The organism is Nonomuraea antimicrobica, from assembly GCF_039536965.1.
GTDB lineage: Bacteria > Actinomycetota > Actinomycetes > Streptosporangiales > Streptosporangiaceae > Nonomuraea > Nonomuraea antimicrobica.
On sequence record NZ_BAAAZP010000016.1, the window covers coordinates 41,435 to 67,537 of the forward strand.

Genomic DNA, 26,103 nt, shown 5'->3' on the forward strand with positions numbered 1-26,103 from the left:
TCCCTACAGGTGTGCCGGGAAGTCTGGTCGGCAGGTTGTTGTCCCGTTGACGTGCGAAGGATGTGCCGGTGCGCGCCCGTGACCTGATCGCCGACCTCCCCACGATCGCCGCCCCGCCGCTGGATCGGGTGCTCGCGGCGTGAGCATGCTGTCGTGGGTGAGCGTGGCGGTGTTCCTGGCCGCGTACACGCTGATCGCCACCGAGCGGATCCATCGGGTGGCCGCGGCGCTCGGCGGTGCCGGGATCATGCTGTTGATCCATGCCACCGGTGCGAAGGCGGCGTTCTTCTCCGAGCATTCGGGCATCGACTGGAACGTCGTCTTCCTGCTGCTCGGCATGATGATCATCGTGGGGGTGCTGAAGGAGACCGGGGTCTTCGAGTACCTGGCGATCTGGGCCGCCAAGCGGGCCAGGGGGCGGCCGTTCCGGTTGATGGTGCTGCTGGTGCTGATCACCGCGGGGGCCTCGGCGCTGCTCGACAACGTCACGACGGTGCTGCTGATCGCGCCGGTGACGTTCCTGGTGTGCGAGCGGCTGGCGGTGAACCCCGTGCCGTTCCTGATCGCCGAGGCGATGGCGTCGAACATCGGCGGCGCGTCCACGCTCGTCGGCGATCCGCCGAACATCATCATCGCCAGCCGGGCGGGCCTGAGCTTCAACGACTTCCTGGCCCACATGGCGCCGATGGTCATCGTGCTGATAGTGGTGTTCGTCGGGTTGTGCTGGCTGATGTTCGGGCGGACGTTCCGGTACGACCCCGAGCGGGCGGCCGAGGTCATGGCGTTGAACGAGCGGGAGGCCATCGCCGACCGCAGGCTGCTGTGGCAGTCGCTGGCGGTGCTCGCGCTGGTGCTGGCCGCGTTCGTGCTGCATCCGGTGCTGCACTACGAGCCGTCGGTGGTCGCGCTGCTGGGCGCGGGGGTGCTGGTGGCCGCGACCAAGGTGACCACCGAGCAGGCCCTCGCCGAGGTGGAGTGGCCCACGCTGGTGTTCTTCGCGGGGCTGTTCGTCATGGTCGGCGCCCTGGTGGAGACCGGCGTCATCGAGGAGCTGTCGCGGGCGGCGGTCGAGGCCACCGCCGGGCAGCTCACGATGGCCACGATGGGGGTGCTGGGCGGCTCGGCCGTGCTGTCGGCCGTCGTGGACAACATCCCGTACGTCGCCACCATGAGCCCGATCGTCGAGCAGCTCGTGCAGGCGGGCGGCGAGGGCGCGCGGGTGTTGTGGTGGGCGCTGGCCTTCGGCGCCGACCTCGGCGGCAACGCCACCGCCGTCGGCGCCGCCGCCAACGTGGTCGTGCTCGGGATCGCCGCCCGCAACGGCACCCCGATCAGCTTCTGGCAGTTCACCAAGTACGGCCTGATCGTCACCGTGGTCACCGTCGCGCTCGTCGCCCCGTACCTGTGGCTGCGCTACCTGCCGTGACCCGCGCCCGGTGACGAGAGGGGGAGGCGTACCTCGAAGCAGGCGCCGCCGTGGGCGCTGTCGCGGATGGTGATGGTCCCGGAGTGGGCACGGACGATGTCGTCGGCGATCGCGAGCCCGAGGCCGGTGCCGCCGTGGTCGCGGCTGCGGGCGGCGTCGAGGCGGGTGAAGCGTTCGAAGACCCGCTCGCGGTCGGCCACGGGGACTCCTGGGCCGTCGTCGGAGACCGCCATGATGGCGTAGGTGCCGTCGCGGGAGACCCGTAGCTCCACGCGACCCCTGGCGTAGCGCTGGGCGTTGTCCAGCAGGTTGGTCAGCACCCGGCCGAGCTGTCCGGGCACGGCCTCCACGATGACGCCGCCGAGCAGGCTGGGCGTGACGGGGATGGGGTCGGCCCGCCGGCTCAGCTCCGTGTACGACAGGTCGGCCAGGTCGATCGTCTCGCGTGCTCCGGCGGCGCTGGATTCGAGCCCGGTCAAAAGGAGCAGGTCGGTCGTGATCGCCTGCAGCCGGTCGATGTCGTAGAGACCTTCGTGGATGAGTTCGCCCACGTCGATGTCCTGCGGATGCATCTCGGCCTCCTCCAGCTTGAGCCGCAGCCCGGCCAGCGGGGTGCGCAGCTCGTGCGAGGCGTCGGCGACGAACCGCCGCTGGGCGTGCGTGGCGCGCTCCAGGCGGAGCAGCGTGTGGTTGAGCGTACGGATCAGCTTGGCGATCTCGTCGTTTCCGCTCGGCTGCGCGATGCGGTGGCTGAGATCGCTGAGGGTGGTGGTGGCCAGCTCCGATCGGATCGCCTCCACGGGGCGCAGCATGCGGCCGGTCACGTACCAGGTGATCCCTCCGACGGCGGCGGCGAGCAGGGCCGCCTGGACCGCCAGGATGGTGTCGTCCATGGTGGTCGACGTCATCACCGCGGTACGGGCGGCGGCATAGACCAGAGGAGAGCCGTCCCCGGGATTCACCCGGAGCGCGCTGACGCGCAGACACCCCAGCTTGCCGCCGGTACAGGTCTGCAGGTCCTGGATGCCGTCGCCGGAGGGACGCGCGCTGACCATCGGCGCCGTCCTCCCCGCGTGGTCGGACGCGGCCAGCACGTGACCGTTCGGCTCGACGACCTGGACCAGGTCGACCCCCGGCACCGAGGGCACGATCCGGCTGGACAGGGCGCCCTTGCGGACGGCGGCCGCGACCAGGACCACCTGTTGCTGGGTCGCTTCCCACATGACATCGGAAATGGTCTGGGAGACGATGACGCTCACAGCCACGGCCGTGGGGACGAGGATCAGCAATGTACACAAGATGCTCAGCAGCGTGAGCCGCCCGCGGATCGACCGTGGACGAAATCCTCTCAGGAGACTGCCCACTCCCTCACGGTAATGAAGACCAGGCCCCGGTCCCGACAACGATGGGGGAAAGCCTGTCCCAAGAAATGACAAGTGAGGTGTGAAGCGGCCAGGACTTGACCCGGGCCGGGGCCCCTGCGTGGTGCGGTGGCGCGCGGGGCCGGTCGGGCCGGAGATGCGCGAGGTACGCCTGGGACCGCCGCGACGGCCCGCGCTTCCGGCGATCGGGCCATCACCGGAAGCGCCTCACCGGCCGTCACAAGACCATGACGGAGTGTCCGACGGCCGCGCCGTGCTGCCTAGCTGGTCTTCCAGGGGCGGCAGATGTGGGCCGAGCTGCCACGATCCGAGCACACGTAGTAACGGGCTATCGCCGGGGTCGCCAGTCCGGGCGGCCCCAGGCCGCACCCCGACGCCGAACCGTTGGGGTCGCGGACGATGCCCGTCCCGCCGTCGTGCTTCTCGAACACCAGGTAGAACCCGTAGCTGTCGGCGTAGCTGTCACATGCCCCCGCTTGACGGTGGTCCGATGACACCCACCCGTTCGGCGATCATCGCGGGGGACAGGCAGGGATCGGGCAGGTTCCGGCGGATGAACGCCTGCACCCGCGCGAGCAGCGAGCGCTGGACGGTCTCCGCCGGGAGCGGGTGGCCCACTCCGTTCTCGTGGGCGAGCATGGCCGGTGGGGTTGCAGGGCGACCGTCCGTCCCCGCTGGGAGATGTGGGTGGTGCCCCGCAGGCAGACGGCGAAGTAGTAGATCTCCGGATCGGAACGCCGGATCAGCCGGGTGCTCCGGTGCCCCTCCACCCGCGGGAAGTCCAGCATCGACGCCTGCATCCGCGCCAGGTCGATCACCCGGATCGTGGCGTCGAAGTCGGTGGTGTCGTCACTGCGCACCTCTACCGGGACCACCAGTTGGCAGACCATCTCCCGCCAGAAGTCGAACCGCTCTCTGGCGGGTAACACCGCCGTGCGGACCACCGTCTCCACGGACACCCCGATCACCTGCCGCCGTCGCTCCAGCACGTCCCCTGAGACAGAAGATAACCGCCGTGTTTCCGGCCGCAACAGAGGCCGATCGGCGTCGCCGTCCGGGGGCGTACGTCACGGGCAGGCACGCGGCGGCGTTCACGGGCTGTGCGATCCTGGCGATCACAGGCGTGCCGGCGGTGGCCTTCCTCCGGCACGTCGCCGTCGCCGGCGATCCCCCGCCCGGCGACGACCACGGAACGCGAGAGGTGAACACGTGACATCGCCCAACGGCCCGGCCGGCATGTGGCTGCGGCGCTTCCACGACGGCGCCGGCGACCCGCAGCTCGTCTGCTTCCCCCACGCGGGCGGCTCGGCCAGCTACTTCCACCAGCTCTCCGGGCTGCTGAGCCCGTACGCCGACGTCCTCACGGCGCAGTACCCCGGAAGGCAGGACCGGCGGCTGGAGCCGCTCATCGACAACATCGCCGAGCTGGCCGACCGGCTCGCCGAGGTCCTGTCCGGGCACGAGCCTGGCCGCCGGCGGGTCTTCTTCGGGCACAGCATGGGCTCGGTCGTCGCCTTCGAGGTGGCCCGCCGCCTCGGTGCGGACGGCCCCTCCTGGCTGTTCGCGTCCGGACGGCGCGCGCCCGCCGCATACCGTCGCGGCGAGGTCCACCTGCTCGACGACGCGGGCCTCGTGGCCGAGATGCGCAGGGTGGGCGGCACCGATCCGCGCGTGCTCCAGGACGAGGAGCTGCTCGCCATGGTGCTGCAGATCGTCCGCAACGACTACAAGGCCGTGGAGAGCTACCTGTGGACGCCGGGCGAGCCTCTGAACTGCCCGATCACCGCCGTCGTCGGCGACCGCGACCCGAACACCACGATCGCCGAGGCGTCGGCGTGGGCCGAGCACACCACCGGGCCGTTCGACCTTCAGGTCATGCCCGGCGGGCACTTCTACCTCGACACCCGGCTGAACGACCTGGCCGGGCTCCTCGTCAAGGCCGTCCAGGGGCCGCCCCGCCAGGGCTGAGGCCGCTCACTTCACGGACGCCACCGCCTACTCCCCGGGGCGTAGTCCGGCCGGTCGCCGGTCCCTGCGTGGTAGGGGTGGATGACTCCGCTCGCAGGACGCCCTTGGGCGGCGGAAGGACGACGATGGCGGTCATGAGCACGATCCCCAAGGATTCGCGCGAAAAGGGCCGTCCCGGCACGACCGTGACCCCGTTCGATCTCTTCGCTTCCGTCCTCCACCTCCACCCCGACGGCACGATCCACGCGGGGACACGGCCGGCGGGCTCCGGCCAGGACGGCTGGCAGTTGACGGCGCTCCACGCCAAGACCGGCGCCGACGTCCACGCCGGTCACTGGCAGGTGCACCCCGGGGCCGAGCGGGTCGTCTGCTGCCTGGTCGGGAAGATCCGCCTGCACCTGCGCCCGCAACGACCGGGGCAGCGGGAGGAGGAGATCAAGCTGATGGCCGGGACCGCCGCTATCGTCCCGCGCGGCCGATGGCACCGCGTCGAGCTGGACATCCCCAGCGCCGTCATGGCCGTCACCCTGCCACCGGGCACCCGGCTCGAAGAGGAGCCCCGCGGGCCTACGGACGACGGGCCCGCTCGCGTACGGCCAGCCAGCCCGCAACCACCCACGGCGTGATCACGACGGCCAGACAGCAGAGCGCGTACCAGAAGGCCCACGCGCCGGGCCCGGCCGCGAGGCCGGTCGCCGCCCACTGGACGAGCCCGACGATGACCGGCAGCACGAAGACGCCGAGCCAGGCCACCACGACCGCCACTCCGGCCAGCCAGAGCCAGCGGAACCAGCGGCCCACGCGAAGGTCGTGCGGGTCGGCCGCGGCCAGCTCCTCCGCCTCCGCCGCGCTGAGGCGGCCGAAGGCCCGGCGGCGGAGCAGGGCCTGCACGCGCCACAGGTTCTTGCACCTCAGCCAGGTGACCAGCACGGCGTACAGGTCGGTACGCAGGAAGATCATGCACTGCCAGGCGATCTGGAAGACCAGGACGTACGCCAGGGCGGGCAGCAGCGCCAGGTCCGTCACCCACTGGAGGGCGAGGGAGAGGGCCAGCAGGAGCGAGTCGACGGCCAGACCCGCGAGGAGGGGGCCGTAGCGCCGGCGCCGGGGCACGGACCACAACTGCGACAGGTCGGTCTCGAAGACCACGAACACCATCCGCCGGTCCACGCCGAACCGGGCCGGGATCCCGAGCGCGCGGGCGGCCAGCCAGTGCCAGCATTCGTGCAACGCGGCCACGGCCAGGAACATCGGGTAGAGCAGGATCGTGCTGAGCCCGACGTCGGCGAAGAAGACGTCGTGGGCGGGGTCGGGCCGCAGCCCGGGTACGAACAGCAGGGCCACCACGTTGAACCCGGCGGCCAGCGCGTACACCGTCCAGGCGATCCGGCCGAACAGCGGGCGGGCGAGATCGGCGCGTACGCCGCGCAGCCAGCGCCTGCCCTGGATGGGCGCGGTCGCCACCGGGGCCCGTTCTCCGGCGGGTTCCGGCGCGGTGGCCTCAGCCGTGGCCTGGGCTGTGCCATCGGACGGGTCCTCGACGAAGCCCAGTTCGCGCAGCGCGTCCACGAAGGCGGGCACGTCGACGGGCTCCCCGGCGAACTCCGCCGCCCGCCTGGCCGTCTCCTCGACGGTCGCGCCGTCCTGGAGCGCGTTGATCACCACCCCGCCGACCGCGGGGATGGCGACGAACGTGCCCGTCGCCGGATCCCCGACCAGCACCTCGTCGTCGCCCTCCGGCACGACGCTCAGTGGCCGCAGCCGAACGGTCATGATCCGCCGCACACGGGACAGTCGGGGGTCGTGGCGAACGGCTGCCGCTCCGGCTGGAGGCCGTCGCGCAGGTCGAGCTTGATGTAGGCGCCGGCCGCGACCGGCGGCTCCAGCCCCGTGAGGTAACGCAGCGCCTCGTACGCCACCAGCGAGCCGATCTGCATGGCCAGCGGGCCGATGAGGGTGTTCGTGACCGTGATGCCGGCCCTGTTGCGCTCGAAGAAGCCGCCCGCCGACTCCTCGCCGAGATCGGCGCGGTTCTCCCAGTCGCACTGCACGCAGGCGCTCTTGCCCGGGTCGACGGAGTAGTACATCACCTGGGTACGCGTCATGCCGCCCACCACGATGGGCACACCCGCGCGGGCGGCCGCCTCGTTGACCCACAGGTGCGCCTCGGGGTCCCCGTCGAGCCCGCCCGCCACCAGGTCGACGCCGTCGATGAGGTCTTTGAGGTCGTCCGGGCCGTTGATCCAGCGGTCCACGGCGCGGACCGAGATGGTGGGGTCGTACTCGCGTACCCATTCGGCCGCCCGCTCCACCTTGGAGCGGCCGAGGTCGGAGTGCCGGTAGAGGAACTGCCTGGCGAAGTTGCGCGGCTCGACGTCGTCCCGGTCGACGAGCGTCAGGGTGCCGATGCCCAGCCCCGCCAGGGACTGCACCAGGGATGAGCCGCCGCCGCCGACTCCCAGCACGAGGACGTGGGCCTCGCGCAACCGGCGCAGGTACTCCGTCCGCGGCCGGTCGAGCCTGGCGAAGGTGCCGAAGAAGGCGAGGTTGGAGAAGTGCCGCGCGTCCATGGCGGGATCGCCCAGCGTGCGGGAGTCCGCGTCCTCGACCAGGCCCAGCGAGTCCAGTGCGGCCAGGGCCTCGGTCACGTCCTCCTCGGGCACGGACAGGGTGCGGGCCAGGGACTTCGCGGTCTGCGGTGCGCGGCTCAGCTCCGTGAGGAGGGCGGCCACGCGGCCGTCCGGATCTCCCAGAGTGATCACCTCGCGTGGGTCGAAGAGGACGAGCAGTTCGTCGCCCATCGACTCCCACAGGCATTCCTTCAGCACGATCCGCATTGCGACTCCTTGAGAACGGGGTGGAGGCGAGGGTGGTCGCCCCCACCCCGGCACACTGTCTAGTGGGGGCCGTTCACGGTGGCCTTGATGGCCTCGACCTTACGAATCTCGATCTTCATGGTGATCCTCCTATCCTGCGAAGTGCGATCAAGGAATGATGTACCGTCCGCGCCATAGAGCCTCTACAAAGCCGCTACAGACTCGGGCACGACCTATAAAAAGGGGCGAAATGCGCACGCGCCCGGCCCAGGGCACGCATGCTGGGCCGGGCGCGACGTCAGCGCCTCCGGGCGTCGGCTCAGGCGACGACGGGACGCTTGTCCTTCGGGAGCGCCTCGATCATGGAACGGGGCATGTTGATGGTGTCCGCGCTGACCTGAGGCGGCAGGTTGGCCATCCACTGGGTGGCCGAGATGTCCTCGAACCGTGGGTTGCGGAACATCTCCAGGAAGACCAGCGGCTCCTTGCCCGTGTTCTCGACGTAGTGCCCGAAGGCGAACGGCACGTAGCCGACGTCGCCCGCCCGGAAGTCGAAGGTCCGGTTCAGCCCCGAGCTGGCGAACACCCCCATCCGGCCCTGACCGGAGATGTAGTACTGCCACTCGTCGTCGGTCGGGTGCCAGTGCAGCTCACGCAGGCCGCCGGGCTCGATCTCCACGAGCGCGGCGGAGATGGTGGTGGCCGCCTTGAAGGTCGTGGAGTCGACGATGCGGACGGTCCCGCCGGAGAACCGCTGCGGTTTCCCCGAGAGCATCCGGTGCTTGAAGGTACGGGGCACGTCGCCGGTGGGGCTGACGACCCGGTCGGAGTCCAGGCGAGGCGGCACCTGGCCCTTGAAGATGTACTTCTCCTTCTCCGGCATCTTGGCCATCTGCTGCGGCGTCCAGCCGAAGTTCTTGGCCAGGATGCTCTTCGGGGTGTGCGCGAACCAGTCGCTGATCATGAAGGTGGAGTTCTCGGAGAAGTTGCCGTCGTCGAAGACCAGCAGGAACTCCACGCCCTCCTCCAGCGCCTGGATGTAGTGCGGCACCCCCTTGGGGAAGAACCACAGGTCACCCTTCTGCACGTCGTCGAGGAAGTTGCAGCCCTCCTGGTCGACGGCGCCGATGCGGCAGCTCCCCTCCAGCACGTACGCCCACTCGGCCTCCTTGTGCCAGTGCAGCTCGCGGTAGGCGCCGGGGTTGAGCTTCATGTCCACACCGGCCAGCGTGGTGGCGATCGGCAGCTCCCGCTGGGTGACCTCGCGCGTCCAGCCGCCCTCCTCGATGCGGGTGTGCGCCATCGAGAAGGAGAACTTCATGTTGGGAACGGTGCCGTGGTCGGTCTCCGGCGGCGTGAGCATGTCGGGGTTCTGCAGGTCCAGCTCGATATTGCGGGGCCCGGTGTCCAGGCCGCCCTTGCCGTTGCGCTTCGGATGCGGGATGCGCTGTTCCATGGGCTTGGTCATGGGTGATCGTCCTTTCGGATGGTTGCGGATGGGTTCGGTCGTGGTGGCAGCAGGAACAGCTCGCGGACGAGGTCCGCGCCGCCCAGTGCCGCCACGGCCGGCGGTATGGCCAGGCACGTGAGCGTCAGTGCCGACGTGAGCCACACCGGGGCATCGAAGACGGGTGCCGCCGCGGTCAGCAGGACCGTCGCGACGAGCTTGATCCGGATCCGCGCCACCGGGACCGGCAGGCCCGCAGGGCCCGCGGGGTCGCGTTCCGGCCCTCGGGTGGGGCCGGTCTGGGTGAGGCCGGTTCTGGGGAAGACGGTCCGGTAGTGGTCGCTCGGCGCTGGCATCGGTCACCTCGGTGGCGGGATCTGGTCACAAAAGGCTTCTCAACGGCTCTCGACGGCCCTCAGCGGCCCTCGAACGGCTCGGCAAGCTCACAGCGGCCTCACAAGAGCCTCACAACAGCAGGGTGAGGGGCAGGGAACAGGCCAGCAGGGCGACCACCGCCGCGGCCGTGGCCGCGATCGCGGTGGTGAGCGGGGCGTTGGTCAGCGGGCCCATGAGCGTACGGTCCCGGCAGAAGTGGACGAGCAGGAACAGCGCGACGGGCACGCCGAGGGAGATGACCACCTGGCTGAGGACCAGCAGGCCGGTCAAGGGCGCGCCGGCCAGCAGGGCGAGCACCGCCGGGGCCATGGTGACGATCCGCCGTACGTGCACGGGCACCCGCCGGCCCAGGAAGCCCTGCATCACGACGTCGCCGGCCAGCGTACCGATCCCGGCGGACGACACCCCCGACGACAGCAGCGCGATGGCGAACGCCAGGGCGGCGGCCCCGCCGATCCGCGTGGCGAGTTCGCCGTGCGCGGCCACGAGGTCGCCGGTCCAGGCGCCGCCGGTCGCCGCCCCCAGCCCGGCGCCCAGGGCGATCATCGAGACGTTGATCACCGTGGCCAGGCCCAGCGCGAGCGAGCAGTCCAGCCGCAGGATCCGGCGGACCAGAATCGGATGCTGATTGGCGGCCTCGGTGGAGATGCCGCGCCCCTGTACGAGCGCCGAGTGCAGATAGACGGCGTGCGGCATGACCGTGGCGCCGACGATGCCCATGGCCAGCAGCAACGCCCCGTCGCCGGCCAGACTGGGCATCAACCCGGAGACCAGGCCCTCGGCGGACTGGTGACCGGCGAACACGATGTCATAGCCGACTCCCGCGCCGACCAGGACCAGGGCCGCCGCGCTGGCCAGTTCGAAGGGGCGGGTCCGCCCGTGCCGCCGCAGTTCGAGCAGCAGGAGGGAGAGCACGGCGGTCACCCCGGCCGACGCCGCGACCGGCATGCCGAACAGCAGTCGCAGGCCGATCGCGGCGCCCACGAACTCGGCCAGGTCCGTGGCCAGCACCACGATCTCCGCCTGCAGCCACAGCACGCGGTTGCCCCATCGGCCGAACCTCTGGCGACACAGCTCCGACAGGCTCCGCCCGGTCGCCATGCCCAGTTTGGCCGCCTGGAACTGCACGAGGATCGCCACCAGGCTGGCCATCACGACCACCCACACCAGGGTGTAGCCGAGGGTCGCGCCCGCGGTCAGGTTGGTGGCGATGTTGCCGGGATCCACGTACGCGATCGCCGCGACGAAGGCGGGCCCGAGCAGGGGCACGATCCGGACGCCCGTCCAGACGGGCGCACGCCTGCCTGTCGGCCTGTCGGAGACCGCACCGGGAACGATCACTGCCCTCTCCCCAAATCGCCTGAACACGACGGATCACTGCACCTACGACGTGATCCGTCGAAAGTGGCGATGCGGGCGAGGAATACCCCCGCAAAGAGACGCATGAAACTAAGTTCACGCCAAAATCCCCTTACCGGGGGGCGATTTCCCCGGAAATATCAATCAATTACACGAGCTACCTCTAATGTGTGATTCCCTGCAAATCCCTACAGGGCTAACGAGCCAGACAAGCAGGCAAAATCCGACAAATGGCACGACTCGCAAACCATGGCTCGCCCCGGGCAGGTCGGCGGTCAGGCGGAGAGGGCCGCCGGGCATGGCGCTCAACTGGGGAGCGCTCAACTGGGGAGCGCTCAACTGAGGAGCGCTGAACTGAGGGGCGGTCTACTGAGGGGTGGTGTACTCGATCGCGGCATGCTCGATATAGGCGTCAAGCTCGGGAAGATTGACCACCACCGGGTTCACGCCCGAGCGCACCACGGCCCAGACCGTCTCGAACTCGGTGGAGGCGTTGATCTCCTGGTGAATGAGGTGGGAGGGGACGAACACGAAGTCTCCGGGGCCTGCCTCGGCCGCGTGCTCCAGTCGCTCTCCCCACCTGAACCGGGACCTGCCGCTGACGACGTAGAGGACGGTCTCCTGGTCGCCGTGGTGGTGGGCGGCGGTCACCGCGCCGGGCCTGACGACGCTCAGGAACGCCGACAGGTGTTCGGCGTCCGGGTTGCGTCCGTCGAAGGCGACGTTGCGGATGAGCCCGGGGGTCTGCACCGTGTCGTCGTCGAGAGTGCCGTGGCGTGCGATCCTGACCTGTTTGCCGGCGAAGGTGTCACTCATGGCCGTCGTTCTCCAGCGTCAAAGTGTGCTGTTCGTTTCCGTGACCGCCCGCCGGGGCCGACCTCGGGCCATTGGGCGGGGCGGCCGTACGATCGCATGAATCCGAGTCCGCTTTGAGTAATTATATCCGGATTGATGTCGGGGCTCGCGGACAGGCCCCCCCAGTCAGGGCAAATAGGGATAAAAGCGGATTTGCTAAGAAATGGACGGTGTTTGCGTGATTTTAATTTACGTATTGCCTCGGCAGGATTGACAATTTATGGTATTGATCGTGTCAGAAATCTCGCGACGCCTGGCGATCGCCGCGCTGGCTCCTATGGTCGGCGGCGCAGTCGCCGCAAATCTGGCCGGAAACTCGGCAACCCGCACGGACGAACCGGATCACCACCAGCACGAGCCCGCGCACACGGCCGGATCGGCGCACGCCGGATTTCGATCCGGGACGAGCGTCGACAATGCGGCGAACGGTTTTCACCCGACCGCCCTGCTCCGGGACTTCGACGGGGGAAAGATCTCACGCCTGCCCGATGGGCGGACTCTCCGCGAATGGACCCTGACGGCCACGGAGAAGAGCATCGAGGTGGCGCCGGGCGTGACGATGCCGGCCTGGACCTACAACGGCAGGGTGCCCGGCCCCACCTTGCGCGCGACCGAGGGCGACCGCCTGCGGATCACCCTGGTCAACGAGTCGTCCCACCCGCACACCATCCACTTTCACGGGGTGCACGCCCCGGAGGTCGACGGCGTCGCGGGGCTCGGACCAGGGCTGATCCAGCCGGGCGGGCGAACGGTCTACGAGTTCGACGCCCTGCCCTTCGGCCTCCATCCGTACCACTGCCACGTCACACCGCTCGCCGCGCACATCGCCAAAGGTCTGTACGGCACCCTGCTCATCGACCCGAAGGCCGGCCGCCCCGCGGCGGACGAACTCGTGATGGTGATGAACGGATTCGACACCAATTTCGACCGCGCCAACGAACTGTACGCCGTCAACAGCATTCCCTTCGCGTATATGAGCGAGCCCGTCCGGGTGAAACTGGGCGAGCTGATCAGGATTTATCTCGTCAACATCCTCGAATACGATCTGATCAATTCCTTCCACGTGCACGGCAATTTCTTCGACTGGTATCCCACCGGCACGTCGCTGCGGCCCGCCGAGTACACCGACACGGTGATGCTCTGCCAGGGCCAGCGCGGCATTCTCGAGCTCCGGTTCGGCAGTCGCGGACGTTTCATGTTCCACGCCCACCAGTCGGAGTTCGCCGAACTCGGCTGGATGGGGTTCTTCGAGGTCGGCTCCGGGGCCACCCCTTCGGACGCCTCGCACGAAGGAGGGCTCTGAGATGCCGCCCCGCGACCCCACACCTCATGACCCCCCACCTCACGACCCCACGCCAGGCGACTCCCCACCTCACGACCCCACGCCAGGCGACTCCCCGCCCCACGACCCCACGCCAGGCGACACCGTCCCCCACGAGACCGCCTCCCACGAGACCGCGCCTCACGAGACCGCGCCTCACGACACCGCACCTCACGACCCTGAACGCCTCGCGCCCGGACCCCGCGACCCCGTGCCCGGACGGGCTGGAGGGCGGTTCGGCACGTGGGTGTTCGGCCTGCTCCCGCTGTGCATCGTGGCGTTCGCCGTGGCCGCCTTCTCCCTCCTCGACGTGCCCGGCCTCACCGGGCGGGCCGGACCGCCCGCCGAGGAACTGACCGTCGAGCGCACGGTGCTCGGCCCGGGTGCGATCGAGCTGGTCGTCCGCAACCAGGGCCAGGACCCGGTCGCCATCGCTCAGGTCTCGGTGAACGACGCGTTCTCCGACTTCAGCGCCGAGGAGTCGGAGCTCGGCCGGTTGCGCGCCACCACCGTCAGGATCACCTACCCCTGGGTCGAGGGGGAGGCGTACGAGATCGGCCTGCTCACCTCCACCGGCGGCCTGATCAGCCACGAGATCCCCGTGGCCGTCACCACGCCGGACCCGGCCGGGTTCCTCGGGCTGATGGCGCTGCTCGGCACGTACGTCGGCGTCATCCCCGTCGCCATCGGCATGCTCTGGCTGCCGTGGCTGCGCCGGATCCCGCCGCGCTGGATCCAGGCGCTGATGGCGGTGACCGTCGGCCTGCTGGCCTGGCTGGCGATCGACGCGGGCGTCGAGGGCCTGGAGATCGCGGGCGAGTCCGCGGGGGCGTTCGGCGGCGCGGGGCTGGTGTTGTTCGGGGCCGTGGCGGCGTACCTGCTGCTGTCCGGCGTGGGCGTCTGGCTGGCCGCCCGGCCCGACGGGCATCGCCTGGCGCTGCTCGTCGCGGTCGGCATCGGCCTGCACAACCTGGGGGAGGGGCTGGCGATCGGCTCGGCGTACGCGGTGGGCGCGCTGGCACTCGGCGCCACGCTCGTCGTCGGGTTCGCCGTGCACAACACCACCGAGGGCCTGGCGATCGTGGCCCCGGCCGCCGACCGCCGCGTCGCGCCCGGCACCCTGATCCTGCTCGGCCTGGTCGCGGGCGCACCGGCGATCGTGGGCGCCTGGCTCGGCGCCGCCGCGGTCCAGCCCGCGGTCGGGGCGTTACTGCTCGGGTTCGGCGTCGGGGCGATCGCGCAGGTGATTCTGCAACTGGCCCCGGCGGTACGCGACCGCGCCGGGCGGGCGCTGCACCCGATGAGCGTCGGCGGGGTGCTGGCCGGGATGGTCCTCATGTGGGCGACGGGACTGCTGGCCTGATCTCTCCCCGGCCGGGCCGGGCGGGTCCGGCGGGTCAGGTAGGCCGGTAGTCCTGGCCGTCGGTCGTGCCGCTCGTGCCGGTGGTGCCGGTCGTGCGGGTCGCGCCGGTCGTGCCGGACGCGTGGGCCGCGCCGAGGAGCAGGGCCCGCACCAGGCGCGGGCCGCCCAGCGCCACCACCGCGAGCAGGATGCCCACGCAGGTGCCCGCCAGAGCGAGCGTGACCCAGGGAGACCCGCCGTACACGGCCGCGGCGATGGTCAGCAGCACGAACGCGCCCAGCTTGATTCGCGTACGCACCAGGCAGATCGGAACGTCGATCACCTGCGGCCGGTGTGCGCCGGTCTCCAAGGGCCGTTCCTTTCGGGGGGAGATCCATCTGTACGTGGGTAGTGATCCGGATACGCGCCGTGACGCGAGGTGGGGATGCCCGGCCGTCAGGGCGTGAAACTGGCCGGGAAGCCAGCCTTCTGAGTGCCTCCCGTCGCCGGTGGTGTGGCGCTCGGGTCACGACGAGGCGGCCAGGACGAGCGACGCGACGGCCAGCGCCAGGAACACCCCGGGAAAGGCCATGTTGGGGAAGAACACGCGGGCGCGGACGTGGGTGGCGATGGCGCCGACGAAGAACAGCACGAGCCCGGCGGCCGCCGCGACGCCGACGAGCCGCAGGCCGAGGAGCCCGAGCAGGAGCCCGGCGGCTCCGGCGGCCTTGAGGGCGGCCAGCAGCGGGATCCAGGAGTGCGGGACACCCACCGCGGTCGAGTTGGCGAGGACGAACCTGGCCCGGGCGAGGTCCGCGATGGCGGCCCAGGAGTTGACCGCGATCGTGATGATGGTGACGACCAGATAGGCGATGGACACGCGCCTGGCCTCCGTTCGGTCGAGGACGTCGGGAGGACGTCGGGTGGACGAGAGGGCGGGCCGGGGCCCGACACGTGCTCGGACGGATCGCGCCGGCACGGATGTGACACGGCGGCGGCCGGTGGACGGCCATGGAACCGCCCGGCGAGTGCCCTTCCCGTCATAGATCGCTATGGGTCGGCAGCCATGGAAGCTGCTGAAAGGCCAGGTCCAGGCCATAAGGGTGCCCGTATCGAGCACCTAGCGTGATCACTGGGCCCCGGCGACCCGGTGATCATTCGGCCAGCAGGTCGGACTCCTTGACGGCGTTCTGGTGGCTGGCGACCAGAAAGGCGTGGACGGCCGCGAGCTGTTCCGCGCTGAACTCGCCCATCAGCTCCCGGGCACGCGCGTCGAGCCCGGTGTAGAGGGCGGCGACCTTGCCGAGCGCGTCGGGCACTGCCTCGACCAGAACGCTGCGGCGATCCTCCGGATGCGGCCGGCGCCGGACGAACCCCGCCTTCTGCAGCCGGTCGATCATCTGGGTGATGGCGCCGGTCGTACGGCCGAGGCGGACGCTCAGTGCGCCGGCGGTGCTGGGGCCCTCGCGGTTGAGCGTGTGCAGGCAGAGCAGGTCTGTGGGCCCGACTCCCACCCGCTGGGCGACCAGGTCGTTCATCCGCCCCATCGCGCCGACCAGATCGGTCATGGCCAGCACGATCTGGTCGGCGAGCGCGGCCTGCCCGTCGTCGTGCGGTTTGACGTTCACAGGCATCCCCTAATATCTTCGCGACTAAGATACTTAGTGAGTCAGATACTTATCTACTAAGATAACTCTAGCTCATCCGGAGGCTCCGGTGTCTGCTGAGACATCCCACCTGACCACCGCCCCGGCCGCCGGCGGCCGGACCCGTACGATCGCCCTGGTCGTGATCCTGCTGGCCAGCTTCATGGACCTGCTCGACGTCACCATCGTCAACGTCACCGTGCCCGCCATCAGGGCCGAACTCGGCGCCTCGCCCGCACAGGTGCAGTGGATGCTCGCGGGCTACACCCTGGCCTTCGCGCTCGGGATCATCACCGGCGCCAGGCTCGGCGACCTCTACGGCTACCGCCGCGTCTTCCTGGTCGGCATCGCCGGGTTCGTCGCGGCCTCCGCGCTGTGCGGCGCCGCCCCGACGGCCGACGCGCTGGTGGCGGCCCGTGTCGTCCAGGGAGTGTTCGCCGCGGCGATGGTCCCTCAGGTGCTCTCGCAGATCCAGCTCATGTACCAGCCCCACGAGCGCGGCGGCGCGATGGCCGCCTTCTCGTCGCTGTCCGGCCTGGCGGCGGCCGCCGGGCCGATCCTCGGCGCGGCGCTGCTGGAGGCGGACGTCTCAGGGCTGGGCTGGCGCAGCGTGTTCTGGCTCAACGTCCCCGTCGGGCTCGTGGCCCTGGTCGTGGCCGCCCGGGTCCTGCCCCAGGGGCGCGGCGCCGCCCGGCCGCGGCTGGACCTGGCGGGCATGGGCATCTGCGCGGCGGGCCTGCTGCTGATCCTCTTCCCGCTCATCGCGGGCAGCGAGGGACGTCCCTGGCCGATCTGGACGTACCTGTGCCTGGTGGCGGGTGTGGCCGTACTGGCCGGTTTTCACCGCCACCAGCGGCGGCTCGGTGAGCGCGGACGCCTCCCGCTGGTGGAGGTGTCCCTCTTCCAGGTGCGCTCGGTGGGCGGCGGGCTGCTCGTGCAGTTCCTGTTCTTCGTGCCGGTGATGGGCTTCTTCTTCACCTTCATGCAACTGCTGCAGTCCGGTCTTGGCATGACGCCGATGGAGGCCGGGCTGACGATGCTGCCCTGGCCGATCGCCACGACCGTCGCCGCCGCTCTGGGCGCGGCGGTGCTGCTTCCCCGGCTGGGCCGGGTGACGGTGCAACTCGGGCTGGTCGTGCTGGCCGTGGGGTTCGCCGTCCTGGCCGTGACGGCGACCGCGGCCACACCCGGCACCGGATCGCTCGCCTTCCTGCCCGGCGTCGTCGTCGGCGGGCTGGGCATGGGGCTGACGGTCGCCCCCCTCGCCCAGTTGACCTTGGAGAAGGTCCCCGCAGAGCAGGCGGGGTCGGGCTCCGGCCTGTTCAACACGGTCGCCCAGGTCGCCGCCTCGGTCGGGGTCGCCGTGATCGGGACGATCTTCTTCCCGCTGCTGACCGGGCGTTCCGCCGAGGCCACGCACGGGTACGGCACGGCCTTCGGCGTCACGATCTGGGTCAGCCTCGCCCTGCTCGCGGTCACCGTCGCGGTCAGCTTCCTGCTGCCCCGCAGGTCCTGACGGCCCGCCGAGTGCGGTCAGGCGGCGTGGAGCAGCGCTTCCAGCACGGTGAGGCCGCAGGACTCGGCGGGAGACGGGGGCGCGGCCTCCGGCGCGGTGTCGCGGAACGTGGACGGCGCCATCCCGTAGACCGCCCGGAAGCGACGGGAGAAGTGGTAGGCGTCGGCGAACCCGCACTGCACGGCGATCGCCTGCATGGACAGGTTGCTCTGCCACAGCAGCGGTTCCGCCCTGGTCAGCCGGAGCAGCTCGACGGCGGCGACCGGGCCGATCCCGAACGCGCGCCGGAACGTACGCGACAGCGTGCTCGGCGAGACCTGGGCCGCCGAGGCGAGGTCGCGCATCGGGATCGGCCTGGCCACCCCGTCGGACCAGTGCTCGCGCACCGCGCCCAGCATCGCCGTCAGCGGCGCGGGCAGGGCCGCCGGTGCGCGGTGCGCGGGGGTGGGGTCGGCCAGGAACGTCAGCACCAGCAGGCGCAGCGTCTCGCGGGCCAGGTCCCGCCACCCCGGCGGGCACTCGGAGCCCAGCCACAGCAGGTACCGGCACAGGGCGCCCATCGGGTCGTGTCGCCCGGTCAGGTCACGTACCAGCGGCCAACTGGACGGCACCTGTCCGGTGAGCGTGAAGTGCACGTACGCGTGCCGGGTCGGGCCGCGCGGATCCCAGCGGAACGTGTCACGCATCCCCGGCCGGATGAGCAGCAGCTTGCCCGGGGTCAGCGGCAGCGCGACGTCGTCGCACAGCCAGGTGGCGCTGCCGCCGAGCAGCCAGACGAACTGGTACGACCTGGCCACCCGCGGGCCGAACGCCGAGCCCGGCGGATAGCCCGCGACGCTCGGCCCGAGCCGGGCCACCAGGTCGACGGAGATCGTCATCTGTCACAGCCGCCGTCGCGGTTCGGGCGGATCCGCGGCTTGCGCACGTCCTCGAACCCCTTGTACGCGTACGGGTCCTCCCCTGCGACGAGGACGACGTCACGGAAGTCGGCCTGCGCCATGCCCGTGCCCTCCGGCGGGGTGGCCCAGGGCAGCAGGGACTCGGCGCTCATGTAGTGGTTGACCAGCGCCCGCCGGAAGCCGTGCTCTGCGGTGTTGGGCAGCGACTTGTGCAGCAGGTAGCCGTTGAAGACCACCACGCTGCCCGCCGGGACCTCGACGGGCACCGCGTCGGAGTCGCGGAACGGGAAGCCGTACGACTCCACCGTGCAGTCGTAGCGGGGGTCGTCGTGCTCGCGGTTGGGGTAGAGCACGCCACGCCGGTGCGATCCGGGCAGCACCCAGAGGCAGCCGTTCGTCACGGTGGCGTCGTCGAGCGCGATCCAGGCCGCCGTGAGCGAGCGGTCGCGGGTGGGGATGAACAGCTCGTCCTGGTGCCACGCCTGACCCGGCTCGCCCTCGGACTTGATGAACAGCATCGACTGCATCGCCTTGACGTTGGGGCCGATCACCGACGTGAGCGCCGAAACAATCGCGGGATGGCGCATCGTGGCGAGCATCAGTGCGGAGAGCTTGTGCGGGTAGTGCACGCACAGGAACTTGCGCAGCACCTCGTCGTCGGTGTCGCCGGCGCCCGGGGGGAGCGCGCCGCTGATGTCGCCGCGCTCGCCCCTGCAGATGCGGACGGCCTCTTCGAGCAGCTTGTCGACCTCGCCGGGGTTGAGCGCGCGGTCGAGGACGACGTAGCCGTCGCGGTCGAACGAGGTCTTCTGGTCGGAGTTCGTCATGGCCCCATCATCACCGTCGCGGCCCGGTCCTGCCATGGCCCGAGCACGCACGGGGATGGCGAATTCTGTCACCTATTGACGCGTCCGGAAACAAGCAATTAACATCCCGAGCTACTTCCTAATACGTATTAACGGCCTCAATGAGAGTGGGTATGACTCCTCCTCCACGGCAACGGCGAGCGACCCAGCTCGACATCGCCAGACGCGCGGGTGTCTCACAGGCGACCGTGTCGCTCGTCCTCAGCGGCGGCGCGGCCAGCGCCCAGATCGCCGAGCCCACGCGCCAGGCGGTCCTCGAGGCGGCCGCGGAGCTGGGCTACTCGGCCAACGTCGCCGCAAAGAGTCTCAGGGGCGGCCGCACCCACCTGCTGGGCCTGTACACGTTCGAGCCCGTCTTCCCGACCGACCAGCGCGACTTCTACTACCCGTTCCTGATGGGCGTCGAGGAGGAGACCTCGCGGCAGGGCTACGACCTGCTGCTGTTCACCTCGATCGGCTCGGGGGCGCGGGAGATCTACACCGGCGGGGTGAACCGGCTGAAGCTCGCGGACGGCTGCGTCCTGCTGGGCCGCAACGTGCGCCGCGAGGAGTTGGCGGAGCTGGTCAGGGAGGACTTCCCGATCGTCTTCATCGGCCGCCGCGAACTCGACGGCGCGGAGCTGTCGTACGTGGCGGCCGACTACGTGACGGCCACCAGCGACATGGTCGCGGAGCTGGTCCGCCTGGGCCACCGCAGGATCCTCTACCTGCGCGCGGTCGAGGACACCGAGCCGACCCGCGATCGCGAGACCGGCTACCGGCGGGGCCTGGCCGCGGCCGGGATCCCCGTGGACGAGTCGCTGATCCGCGCGCTCGCCGACCCCGCCGACCTGACGGCCGAGTACGTCGAGCACTGGACGGGCACGGCGGGCGTCACCGCGATCCTCGTCGAGCCGAGCGAGGACAACCGGCTGACCACCGCGCTCGCCGCGACCAGCGCGGACGGCCGGGTGAGCTTCCCCGCCGACTGCTCGATCGCGCTGCTCGGCGACCCGCCGTCGTGGACGCCCGAACTGCGCAACTGGACCCGCTTCTCCCTGCCCCGGGTCGAGATGGCCCGCACGGCCGTACAGCTCCTGATCGACCTGCTGGACCCGCCGCACGGCACGCCCCAGCAGGTCACGGTGCCGTGCAGCTTCGTGCCTGGCGACTCGATCGGCCCCGCCCCCGACCGGGCCCCGTCTACTGATCGGACCCCTTCTGCTGATCGGACCCCGTCTACTGATCGGAGGGGGTCACGGTGACGCGCATGGTGGTGCGTCGGCTGCTGATCGGCGTGTTCGTGATGTGGGGTGCGGCCTCGGTGATCTTCGTCATCGTCCGCGCCGCGCCGGGCGACCCGGCCGCGGTGTTCCTCGGCCCCGACGCGACCAAGGAGCAGATCGCCCGGCTGACGGCCACGCTCGGGCTCGACAAGCCGCTGTTCGAGCAGTACCTCCGCTACCTCGGCGACGTGCTCAGGCTCGACTTCGGCGAGTCCTACCGGCTCGGCCGGCCGGCCATGGAGGCGGTGTTCGAACGCCTGCCCGCCACGGTCGACCTGACGCTCACCGCGACGGCCGTCGCCGTCGTGGCCGGTCTGGCACTCGGCCTCGTCGCGGGCAGCCGGCCCGGCGGCGCGGTGGACCGGGTCGTGTCCGCGGCGACGATCGCGCTGCAGTCCTTCCCGACGTTCTGGGTGGGGATCATGCTGGTCCTGGTCTTCGCGCTCGGCCTGCGCCTGCTGCCCAGCGCCGGGGTCGGCACGCCCGCGCACCTGGTGCTGCCCGCGGTGACGCTGGCCTTCCCGTTCACCGCCATCGTCGCCCGGCTCACCAGGAGCAGCGTCACGGAGTCGATGCGCGAGCCGTACGTGCAGACGGCGCGGTCGAAGGGGCTCAGCGAACGCCAGGTCCTGCTCGGGCACGCGCTGCGCAACTCGCTCATCCCGGTCGTGACGATCGTCGGCCTGCAGATGGGCGCGCTCATGGGAGGCGCGGTGATCGTGGAGAACGTCTTCGCCTGGCCCGGCCTCGGCTCCCTGGTCGTGGACGCGGTCGCCAACCGCGACTACGCGGTCGTCCAGGCGGTGACGCTGCTGATCGCGGGCATCGTGATGGTGCTCAACATCGTCGCCGACGTGCTCTACATCCGATTGGACCCCCGCATCCGGACGGAGGCCAGGTCATGAGCCAGGCGGCGGTTCTGCCCCAGCAGGTGGCCACGCGCCGGTGGCGCAGGGGCGCGCTGGCCCGGGTGCCGTACGTGGTGATCGCGCTGTACGCGCTGGTGGCCCTGATCGGGCCGCTGGTCATCGACTACGACCCGGTGCGCACCCCGCTCACGGACCGGCTGCTCGCCCCCGGATCGCAGCTCGCCTCCGGCGGGGTCGCCTGGCTCGGCACCGACGCGCTCGGGCGGGACATCCTGGCCCAGGTCGTCTACGGCGCCCGTACGTCGCTGACCATCGGGCTGGCGACCGTGCTGGTCGCGTGCCTGGTCGGCGTCACGATCGGCGTCGTCGCCGGGTACGCGCGCGGCTGGCTGGACGCGGTGCTGGCCCGGATCACCGACGTGCTGCAGGCGTTCCCGGCGATCCTGCTCGCGATCGTGATCGCCGGTGTGTTCGCCCGCAGCGTCCCCGTCGTGGTCCTCTCGCTGTCGGTGACGGCCTGGATCTCCTTCGCCAGGGTCACCCGCGGCGTCGCGCTCTCGCTGCGCGAACGGGCCTGGGTCGATGCGGCCCGGGTGATGGGCGTGCCGGTCCGGTCGATCATCGTCCGGCACGTGCTGCCCTTCACCGTCGGCCCGGTCGTCGCGCTGGCGACGCTGGAGTTCGCCCTCGTCGTGCTGGCCGAGGCGGGCCTGAGCTTCCTCGGCATCGGGCTCCCGACCGGGGCCGTGTCGTGGGGGCAGACGATCGCGAACGGTCAGCAGTACCTGGAGACCGCCTGGTGGATCTCCACGCTGCCCGGCATCGCCCTGTCCCTGCTGATCATCAACATGGGCATCCTCGGCGACCAGCTCACCGCCCGTTACGGCCAGCGCCGTACCCGTTCCTGACCCCCCTTTCCTGACAGGAGAACTCGATGACTGGGTTCCGCAAGATGACAGCGTTCGCGGCGGCGGCCGTCCTGCTGCTGGGCGGCTGCGCCACGACGACCGGCGGCAGCGGGGGCGGCGGTGATCCGGCCGGTGGCAAGCTGACGGCCGCGGGCACGTACCCGATCGAGAGCCTCGACCCGCACGGGGCCCAGGGCGCCACGACCGGCACGCAGCTCGCCGCGCAGGCGATCTTCAGCCGCCTCGTACGTCCCGGCGCCGACGGCAAGGTCGAGGGCGACCTGGCCGAGAAGTGGGAGCCCGGCGCCACCGCGGCGGAGTGGACGTTCCACCTGCGGTCCGGCGTCACGTTCTCCGACGGCAAGCCGGTGGCCGCCGCCGACGTGGTCGCCTCCTTCGAGCGGATGATGACGCTGGACGGCCCGAACGCCGCCAACTTCCCCGACTACAAGATGACCGCGTCCACCGACAACGAGGTCAAGCTGACCGCGCCGACCCCGGACGCGTCGATCCCGCGCAAGCTCGGCCTGTTCTACGTCATCCCGCGCGCCGTCACGGCCCAGGACACCGCGTTCTTCGAGCGTCCCGTCGGCTCCGGCCCGTTCACCGTGAACCGGTTCGCGCCCGGCGAGGCGCTGGCGATGAGCCCGAACGCGAAGTTCTGGGGCGAGCGGCCGCAGCTCGGCAACCTGGAGATCCGTACCATCCCCGACCTGTCGGCGCGGCTGACCGCGCTGCGCACCGGCGAGGTGGACGTGGTCTGGGGCATCCCCGACGACCAGCTCCCCGTGCTGAGCGGGACGGACGGGCTGACCGTCAAGACGGTGCCGAGCACCGCCGTGTTCACCATGTGGTTCAACTCCTCGATCCCGGCGCTCAAGACCGCCGAGGTGCGCCGCGCCCTGTGGCAGGCGGTCGACTTCGGCACGATCATCAAGCAGCTCTACCCGCAGACCGGCGCGCTCGCCGACGGCCTGGTGGCGCCCGCGGTGCTCGGCTACGCCAAGCAGCAGCCGGTCGGCCACGACCCGAAGGCCGCCAAGGCCGCGCTGGAGTCGGCCGGCTTCGACTTCGGCAAGAAGCTGCGGCTGCAGTTCTCCGACGCCGAGTTCCGGCCGTTCGTGCAGGCGGTGGCCTCCGACCTGGCCGAGATCGGCGTCCAGGTGGACGTGCTGGAGAAGGAGAAGGCGGTCTTCACCGAGGACCTGCTCGCGCTCAACTGGGACGTCAACTTCCAGCAGCTCGCCACGCCCACCTACGACGCGGCCAGCAACCTGGGCCGGCTCTACACGTGCGCGGCGAAGCGTACCGGCTACTGCAACAAGGACCTCGACGAGCTGCTGGCCAAGGCGGGCGAGAGCCCGGACGAGGCCGAGCGCGCCGAACTGTACGGCGAGGCCGGGAAGATCATCTGGGCGGACGCGGTCGGCATGTACCCGATGACGGTGCAGCTCGCCTACTCCTGGCGGGCGCGGGTCACCGGGTTCACCCCCGACCCGAGCGGACTGCCCGACTTCTCCCGCGTACGGCTCGCGGGCGCGTGATGGGTGGCCGGGTGACAGCGCAGCGTTCAGACAGGTCGGGCACGGCGGATCCGCCGCATGACGGGCCCCTGCTGCGGGTCGAGGGGCTGGTCGTCGACCTGCCCCGTCCGGACGGCGCCGGTGACACGCTCCGCGTGGTGGACGGGGTGTCGTTCGACGTGCCCGCGGGCACCACGGTCGGCCTGATCGGCGAGTCGGGCAGCGGCAAGACGATGACCGCGCTCTCGGTGATCGGCCTGCTGCCCGAGCACGCGACCACCGGCGGTGAGCTGGTGTGGCGCGGGGCGAGCCTGCTGCGTCCTGACACCGACTGGCGGCGCGTACGTGGCCACCAGATCTCGATGATCTTCCAGGATCCGCTGGCCGCGCTGAACCCGAGCATCACCATCGGCCGCCAGGTGGGCGAGATCCTCCGGCGGGCCGGACGTCCGCGCGCCGAGGTGCGGCACGCGGTGATCGACCTGCTCGACCGCGCCGGGGTGCCGGACCCCGAGCGGCGGATGAACAGCTATCCCCACGAGTTCTCCGGCGGGCTGCGCCAGCGCGCCATGATCGCCCTGGCGCTGGCCGGCAGCCCGTCGCTGCTGCTCGCGGACGAGCCGACCACCGCGCTCGACGTCACCGTACAGGCCAGGATCCTGCGCCTGCTCCGCTCGATCCAGCGGGAGCAGGGGCTGGCCATGCTGCTGGTCACCCATGACCTGCGGGTGGTCGCCCACGTCGCCGACGAGGTCGTGGTCATGTACGCGGGCCGCGTCGCGGAACGCGGCCCCGCCGGCGCGGTGCTGCGCCGTCCCGCGCACCCCTACACGCGCGCGCTGGCGGCGAGCGTCCCGGCGGTGCGTACCAAGACGGCGCTGCCCGACCCGCTGCCCGGCTCGCCCGCGACGCCGGCGAACCGGCCGTCGGGGTGCTCGTTCCACCCGCGGTGCCCGCTGGCCCGGGACCGGTGCAGGACAGAGGTGCCGCAGGCGCGCGAGGTCGCGCCGGGCAGGTGGAGTGCCTGCCACTTCGCGGAGGAGGTGTTCACCCCGTGAGCGAGATGCTCGAAGTGTCCGACCTGCGGGTCACCTTCGGCGGCCGGGGCGGCCTGGTCGCCGTGGACGGCGTCAGCCTGCGGGTCGCGCCGGAGGAGACGCTCGCCGTGGTCGGCGAGTCGGGCTCGGGCAAGACCACGGTCGCCCGGTGCGTGGTCGGGTTGCAGCGGCCGGATTCCGGGACGGTGACGTTCGAGGGGCGGACGCTCGGCCCGGCCGGTCGCCGCCCGCCGGAGTCGCAGCGCGCCATCCAGATGGTGTTCCAGGATCCGCGCTCGTCGCTCAACCCGCGGATGCCGGTGTCCGACCTCATCGGCGAGGCGTGGCGTACGCACCCGGTCACGGCGCCGCCGGGGGACAGGACCGAGGCGCTGCACCGGCTGCTGGCCGACGTCGGTCTCGACGCCGACGTGGCCGGGCGGCGCGCGGGCGACCTCTCGGGCGGCCAGTGCCAGCGGGTCAGCATCGCCCGCGCGCTGGCGGTCGGGCCACGGCTGCTCGTGTGCGACGAGGCGGTCTCGGCCCTCGACGTGTCCGTACAGGCGCAGATCCTGCGGCTGCTCGTGGACCTGCGGCGCAGCCACCGGCTCGCGCTGCTGTTCATCACCCACGACCTGGGCGTGGTCCACCAGATCGCCGACCGGGTCGCGGTGATGCGCCGCGGCGCCGTCGTCGAGGAGGGCCCGGCAGGAGAGGTGCTCGGCGCGCCCCGGCACGAGTACACCCAGGCCCTGCTCGACGCCGCACTCGACATCGGAGTAGAAGCATGATCACCGGCTGGAACACGTGGGACGTCACCACCCACACCGGCATGGTGCACCTGCCGTCGGGGCTGCGGGTCCGCTTCGGCGTGCCCGGCGCTCCCCTCGACGGGTTCACCTGGCGCGACGGGCTGGTCAGGCTCGGGCACCACACCGTGGGCGGCGACTACGCGGAGGTCACCGTCGAGGCGGGTGACGGCCGCCTGCACCTGGTCATGGCCGGAGGATCCACCGACGAGCTGCACGTACGGGCCGAGGGGACCGCGGGCGTGCTCGTGGCGCTGGACGGCCGGGACGACACCGACGTCGGCGCCCAGCGGATCGACCGGTGGATCGACTGGCGGATCGACTGGCGGGAGACCGGCGGCGGGCTCGTCAGGACCGGCGAGGAGACGCGGCCGGCCGACGGCCTGGTGCTGGAGTTCGCCGCCGGGGTCGAGCTGCGCGTGGCACCGCACGGCACGCCCGGCGGCGCCGCCG

28 protein-coding genes are annotated in these 26,103 nt (G+C 71.0%); 14 read left to right on the plus strand and 14 right to left on the minus strand.

The window, feature by feature from the left end:
- Window positions 1-139: 139 nt before the first annotated feature.
- Window positions 140-1,426: an ArsB/NhaD family transporter gene (locus ABD844_RS05700; RefSeq protein ID WP_425568509.1), complete on the plus strand. Its 1,287-nt coding sequence runs from the start codon at window positions 140-142 to the stop codon at window positions 1,424-1,426.
- On the opposite strand, the gene ABD844_RS05705 is transcribed toward ABD844_RS05700, so the two are convergent.
- The 3 genes from ABD844_RS05705 to ABD844_RS05715 form a co-directional block, all read right to left on the minus strand.
- Window positions 1,414-2,715, minus strand: coding sequence for a HAMP domain-containing sensor histidine kinase (locus tag ABD844_RS05705; RefSeq protein WP_344873667.1), 1,302 nt, complete (start codon window positions 2,713-2,715; stop codon window positions 1,414-1,416). The two genes, ABD844_RS05700 and ABD844_RS05705, sit on opposite strands and share 13 nt — an antisense overlap.
- Window positions 2,716-3,068: 353 nt before the next feature.
- Complete coding sequence (locus tag ABD844_RS05710) at window positions 3,069-3,305, minus strand: hypothetical protein (protein WP_344873668.1); 237 nt, start codon at window positions 3,303-3,305, stop codon at window positions 3,069-3,071.
- 15 nt (window positions 3,306-3,320) lie between these two features.
- Complete coding sequence (locus ABD844_RS05715; RefSeq protein WP_344873670.1) at window positions 3,321-3,797, minus strand: AraC-like ligand-binding domain-containing protein; 477 nt, start codon at window positions 3,795-3,797, stop codon at window positions 3,321-3,323.
- Between the two features lie 26 nt (window positions 3,798-3,823).
- Between ABD844_RS05715 and ABD844_RS05720 the strand changes: the two genes are divergently transcribed.
- The 3 genes from ABD844_RS05720 (at window position 3,824) to ABD844_RS05730 (ending at window position 5,402) form a co-directional block, all read left to right on the plus strand.
- Window positions 3,824-4,021 (plus strand): hypothetical protein, encoded by a 198-nt coding sequence (locus tag ABD844_RS05720; protein ID WP_344873672.1) that lies wholly within the window; start codon window positions 3,824-3,826, stop codon window positions 4,019-4,021.
- On the plus strand, window positions 4,018-4,776 hold the full coding sequence (locus tag ABD844_RS05725) for a thioesterase II family protein (RefSeq protein ID WP_344873674.1): 759 nt from the start codon (window positions 4,018-4,020) through the stop codon (window positions 4,774-4,776). The genes ABD844_RS05720 and ABD844_RS05725 overlap by 4 nt, the downstream gene beginning before the upstream one ends.
- 134 nt (window positions 4,777-4,910) lie before the next feature.
- Window positions 4,911-5,402: a cupin gene (locus ABD844_RS05730; protein ID WP_344873676.1), complete on the plus strand. Its 492-nt coding sequence runs from the start codon at window positions 4,911-4,913 to the stop codon at window positions 5,400-5,402.
- On the opposite strand, the gene ABD844_RS05735 is transcribed toward ABD844_RS05730, so the two are convergent.
- The 6 genes from ABD844_RS05735 to ABD844_RS05760 form a co-directional block, all read right to left on the minus strand.
- Complete coding sequence (locus ABD844_RS05735; RefSeq protein WP_344873678.1) at window positions 5,344-6,549, minus strand: hypothetical protein; 1,206 nt, start codon at window positions 6,547-6,549, stop codon at window positions 5,344-5,346. The two genes, ABD844_RS05730 and ABD844_RS05735, sit on opposite strands and share 59 nt — an antisense overlap.
- Complete coding sequence (locus ABD844_RS05740) at window positions 6,546-7,613, minus strand: HesA/MoeB/ThiF family protein (RefSeq protein WP_344873680.1); 1,068 nt, start codon at window positions 7,611-7,613, stop codon at window positions 6,546-6,548. Before ABD844_RS05740 ends, ABD844_RS05735 begins: the two co-directional genes overlap by 4 nt.
- 298 nt (window positions 7,614-7,911) lie before the next feature.
- Window positions 7,912-9,060, minus strand: coding sequence for an oxalate decarboxylase family bicupin (locus ABD844_RS05745; RefSeq protein ID WP_344873682.1), 1,149 nt, complete (start codon window positions 9,058-9,060; stop codon window positions 7,912-7,914).
- On the minus strand, window positions 9,057-9,395 hold the full coding sequence (locus ABD844_RS05750) for a hypothetical protein (RefSeq protein ID WP_344873684.1): 339 nt from the start codon (window positions 9,393-9,395) through the stop codon (window positions 9,057-9,059). Before ABD844_RS05750 ends, ABD844_RS05745 begins: the two co-directional genes overlap by 4 nt.
- 109 nt (window positions 9,396-9,504) lie before the next feature.
- A complete protein-coding gene (locus ABD844_RS05755; RefSeq protein ID WP_344873686.1) occupies window positions 9,505-10,776 on the minus strand; it encodes an Nramp family divalent metal transporter in 1,272 nt (423 codons plus the stop codon).
- A gap of 384 nt (window positions 10,777-11,160) precedes the next feature.
- A complete protein-coding gene (locus ABD844_RS05760) occupies window positions 11,161-11,610 on the minus strand; it encodes a cupin domain-containing protein (RefSeq protein WP_344873688.1) in 450 nt (149 codons plus the stop codon).
- A gap of 259 nt (window positions 11,611-11,869) precedes the next feature.
- Here ABD844_RS05760 and ABD844_RS05765 point away from each other — a divergent pair, with 259 nt between their 5' ends.
- Entirely contained in the window at window positions 11,870-12,952 is a 1,083-nt protein-coding gene (locus tag ABD844_RS05765) for a multicopper oxidase domain-containing protein (protein WP_344873690.1), read from the plus strand.
- Window positions 12,953-13,181: 229 nt separating this feature from the next.
- Complete coding sequence (locus ABD844_RS05770) at window positions 13,182-14,333, plus strand: ZIP family metal transporter (protein WP_344873692.1); 1,152 nt, start codon at window positions 13,182-13,184, stop codon at window positions 14,331-14,333.
- Between the two features lie 34 nt (window positions 14,334-14,367).
- Here the strand turns inward: ABD844_RS05770 and ABD844_RS05775 are convergent, their stop codons facing one another.
- The 3 genes from ABD844_RS05775 to ABD844_RS05785 all read right to left on the minus strand — a co-directional run bounded on the left by ABD844_RS05775 (window position 14,368) and on the right by ABD844_RS05785 (window position 15,940).
- Complete coding sequence (locus tag ABD844_RS05775) at window positions 14,368-14,682, minus strand: hypothetical protein (RefSeq protein WP_344873694.1); 315 nt, start codon at window positions 14,680-14,682, stop codon at window positions 14,368-14,370.
- Window positions 14,683-14,838: 156 nt separating this feature from the next.
- Window positions 14,839-15,192, minus strand: a complete 354-nt coding sequence (locus ABD844_RS05780) for a DoxX family protein (RefSeq protein WP_344873696.1) — start codon at window positions 15,190-15,192, stop codon at window positions 14,839-14,841.
- Window positions 15,193-15,466: 274 nt separating this feature from the next.
- Window positions 15,467-15,940 carry a MarR family winged helix-turn-helix transcriptional regulator gene (locus tag ABD844_RS05785; protein WP_344873698.1) on the minus strand — a complete coding sequence of 158 codons (474 nt, stop codon included), beginning with the start codon at window positions 15,938-15,940 and terminating at the stop codon, window positions 15,467-15,469.
- Between the two features lie 88 nt (window positions 15,941-16,028).
- Here ABD844_RS05785 and ABD844_RS05790 point away from each other — a divergent pair, with 88 nt between their 5' ends.
- Window positions 16,029-17,474, plus strand: a complete 1,446-nt coding sequence (locus ABD844_RS05790) for a DHA2 family efflux MFS transporter permease subunit (protein ID WP_344873700.1) — start codon at window positions 16,029-16,031, stop codon at window positions 17,472-17,474.
- Window positions 17,475-17,491: 17 nt separating this feature from the next.
- On the opposite strand, the gene ABD844_RS05795 is transcribed toward ABD844_RS05790, so the two are convergent.
- Entirely contained in the window at window positions 17,492-18,352 is an 861-nt protein-coding gene (locus tag ABD844_RS05795; protein WP_344873702.1) for a helix-turn-helix domain-containing protein, read from the minus strand.
- Complete coding sequence (locus tag ABD844_RS05800) at window positions 18,349-19,200, minus strand: phytanoyl-CoA dioxygenase family protein (RefSeq protein ID WP_344873704.1); 852 nt, start codon at window positions 19,198-19,200, stop codon at window positions 18,349-18,351. The genes ABD844_RS05795 and ABD844_RS05800 overlap by 4 nt, the downstream gene beginning before the upstream one ends.
- A gap of 152 nt (window positions 19,201-19,352) precedes the next feature.
- Between ABD844_RS05800 and ABD844_RS05805 the strand changes: the two genes are divergently transcribed.
- The 7 genes from ABD844_RS05805 to ABD844_RS05835 form a co-directional block, all read left to right on the plus strand.
- Window positions 19,353-20,483, plus strand: a complete 1,131-nt coding sequence (locus tag ABD844_RS05805; RefSeq protein ID WP_344873705.1) for a LacI family DNA-binding transcriptional regulator — start codon at window positions 19,353-19,355, stop codon at window positions 20,481-20,483.
- 5 nt (window positions 20,484-20,488) lie between these two features.
- The gene (locus ABD844_RS05810; protein ID WP_344873707.1) at window positions 20,489-21,409 is read left to right on the plus strand and encodes an ABC transporter permease; all 921 of its coding nucleotides are present in this window, start codon (window positions 20,489-20,491) and stop codon (window positions 21,407-21,409) included.
- Window positions 21,406-22,281 (plus strand): ABC transporter permease, encoded by an 876-nt coding sequence (locus ABD844_RS05815; protein ID WP_344873709.1) that lies wholly within the window; start codon window positions 21,406-21,408, stop codon window positions 22,279-22,281. The genes ABD844_RS05810 and ABD844_RS05815 overlap by 4 nt, the downstream gene beginning before the upstream one ends.
- A 26-nt stretch (window positions 22,282-22,307) precedes the next feature.
- Complete coding sequence (locus ABD844_RS05820) at window positions 22,308-23,825, plus strand: ABC transporter substrate-binding protein (protein ID WP_344873711.1); 1,518 nt, start codon at window positions 22,308-22,310, stop codon at window positions 23,823-23,825.
- A gap of 11 nt (window positions 23,826-23,836) precedes the next feature.
- Window positions 23,837-24,862 carry an ABC transporter ATP-binding protein gene (locus ABD844_RS05825; protein ID WP_344873713.1) on the plus strand — a complete coding sequence of 342 codons (1,026 nt, stop codon included), beginning with the start codon at window positions 23,837-23,839 and terminating at the stop codon, window positions 24,860-24,862.
- Window positions 24,863-24,867: 5 nt separating this feature from the next.
- Window positions 24,868-25,632, plus strand: coding sequence for an ATP-binding cassette domain-containing protein (locus tag ABD844_RS05830; RefSeq protein ID WP_344873719.1), 765 nt, complete (start codon window positions 24,868-24,870; stop codon window positions 25,630-25,632).
- Window positions 25,629-26,103, plus strand: a 475-nt coding sequence (locus tag ABD844_RS05835; RefSeq protein WP_344873715.1) for a hypothetical protein, incomplete at its 3' end; no start/stop codon positions are given. The genes ABD844_RS05830 and ABD844_RS05835, both read left to right, overlap by 4 nt.

Bases quoted from the DNA above. Each gene is read 5' to 3' on its own strand.
- ABD844_RS05800 (WP_344873704.1), bottom strand. From the start codon at position 19,200: ATGACGAACTCCGACCAGAAGACCTCGTTCGACCGCGACGGCTACGTC.
- ABD844_RS05730 (WP_344873676.1), top strand. From the start codon at position 4,911: ATGAGCACGATCCCCAAGGATTCGCGCGAAAAGGGCCGTCCCGGCACG.
- ABD844_RS05805 (WP_344873705.1), top strand. From the start codon at position 19,353: ATGACTCCTCCTCCACGGCAACGGCGAGCGACCCAGCTCGACATCGCC.
- ABD844_RS05815 (WP_344873709.1), top strand. From the start codon at position 21,406: ATGAGCCAGGCGGCGGTTCTGCCCCAGCAGGTGGCCACGCGCCGGTGG.
- ABD844_RS05830 (WP_344873719.1), top strand. From the start codon at position 24,868: ATGCTCGAAGTGTCCGACCTGCGGGTCACCTTCGGCGGCCGGGGCGGC.
- ABD844_RS05765 (WP_344873690.1), top strand. From the start codon at position 11,870: ATGGTATTGATCGTGTCAGAAATCTCGCGACGCCTGGCGATCGCCGCG.
- ABD844_RS05750 (WP_344873684.1), bottom strand. From the start codon at position 9,395: ATGCCAGCGCCGAGCGACCACTACCGGACCGTCTTCCCCAGAACCGGC.
- ABD844_RS05735 (WP_344873678.1), bottom strand. From the start codon at position 6,549: ATGACCGTTCGGCTGCGGCCACTGAGCGTCGTGCCGGAGGGCGACGAC.
- ABD844_RS05810 (WP_344873707.1), top strand. From the start codon at position 20,489: ATGGTGGTGCGTCGGCTGCTGATCGGCGTGTTCGTGATGTGGGGTGCG.
- ABD844_RS05745 (WP_344873682.1), bottom strand. From the start codon at position 9,060: ATGACCAAGCCCATGGAACAGCGCATCCCGCATCCGAAGCGCAACGGC.
- ABD844_RS05740 (WP_344873680.1), bottom strand. From the start codon at position 7,613: ATGCGGATCGTGCTGAAGGAATGCCTGTGGGAGTCGATGGGCGACGAA.
- ABD844_RS05795 (WP_344873702.1), bottom strand. From the start codon at position 18,352: ATGACGATCTCCGTCGACCTGGTGGCCCGGCTCGGGCCGAGCGTCGCG.
- ABD844_RS05760 (WP_344873688.1), bottom strand. From the start codon at position 11,610: ATGAGTGACACCTTCGCCGGCAAACAGGTCAGGATCGCACGCCACGGC.
- ABD844_RS05820 (WP_344873711.1), top strand. From the start codon at position 22,308: ATGACTGGGTTCCGCAAGATGACAGCGTTCGCGGCGGCGGCCGTCCTG.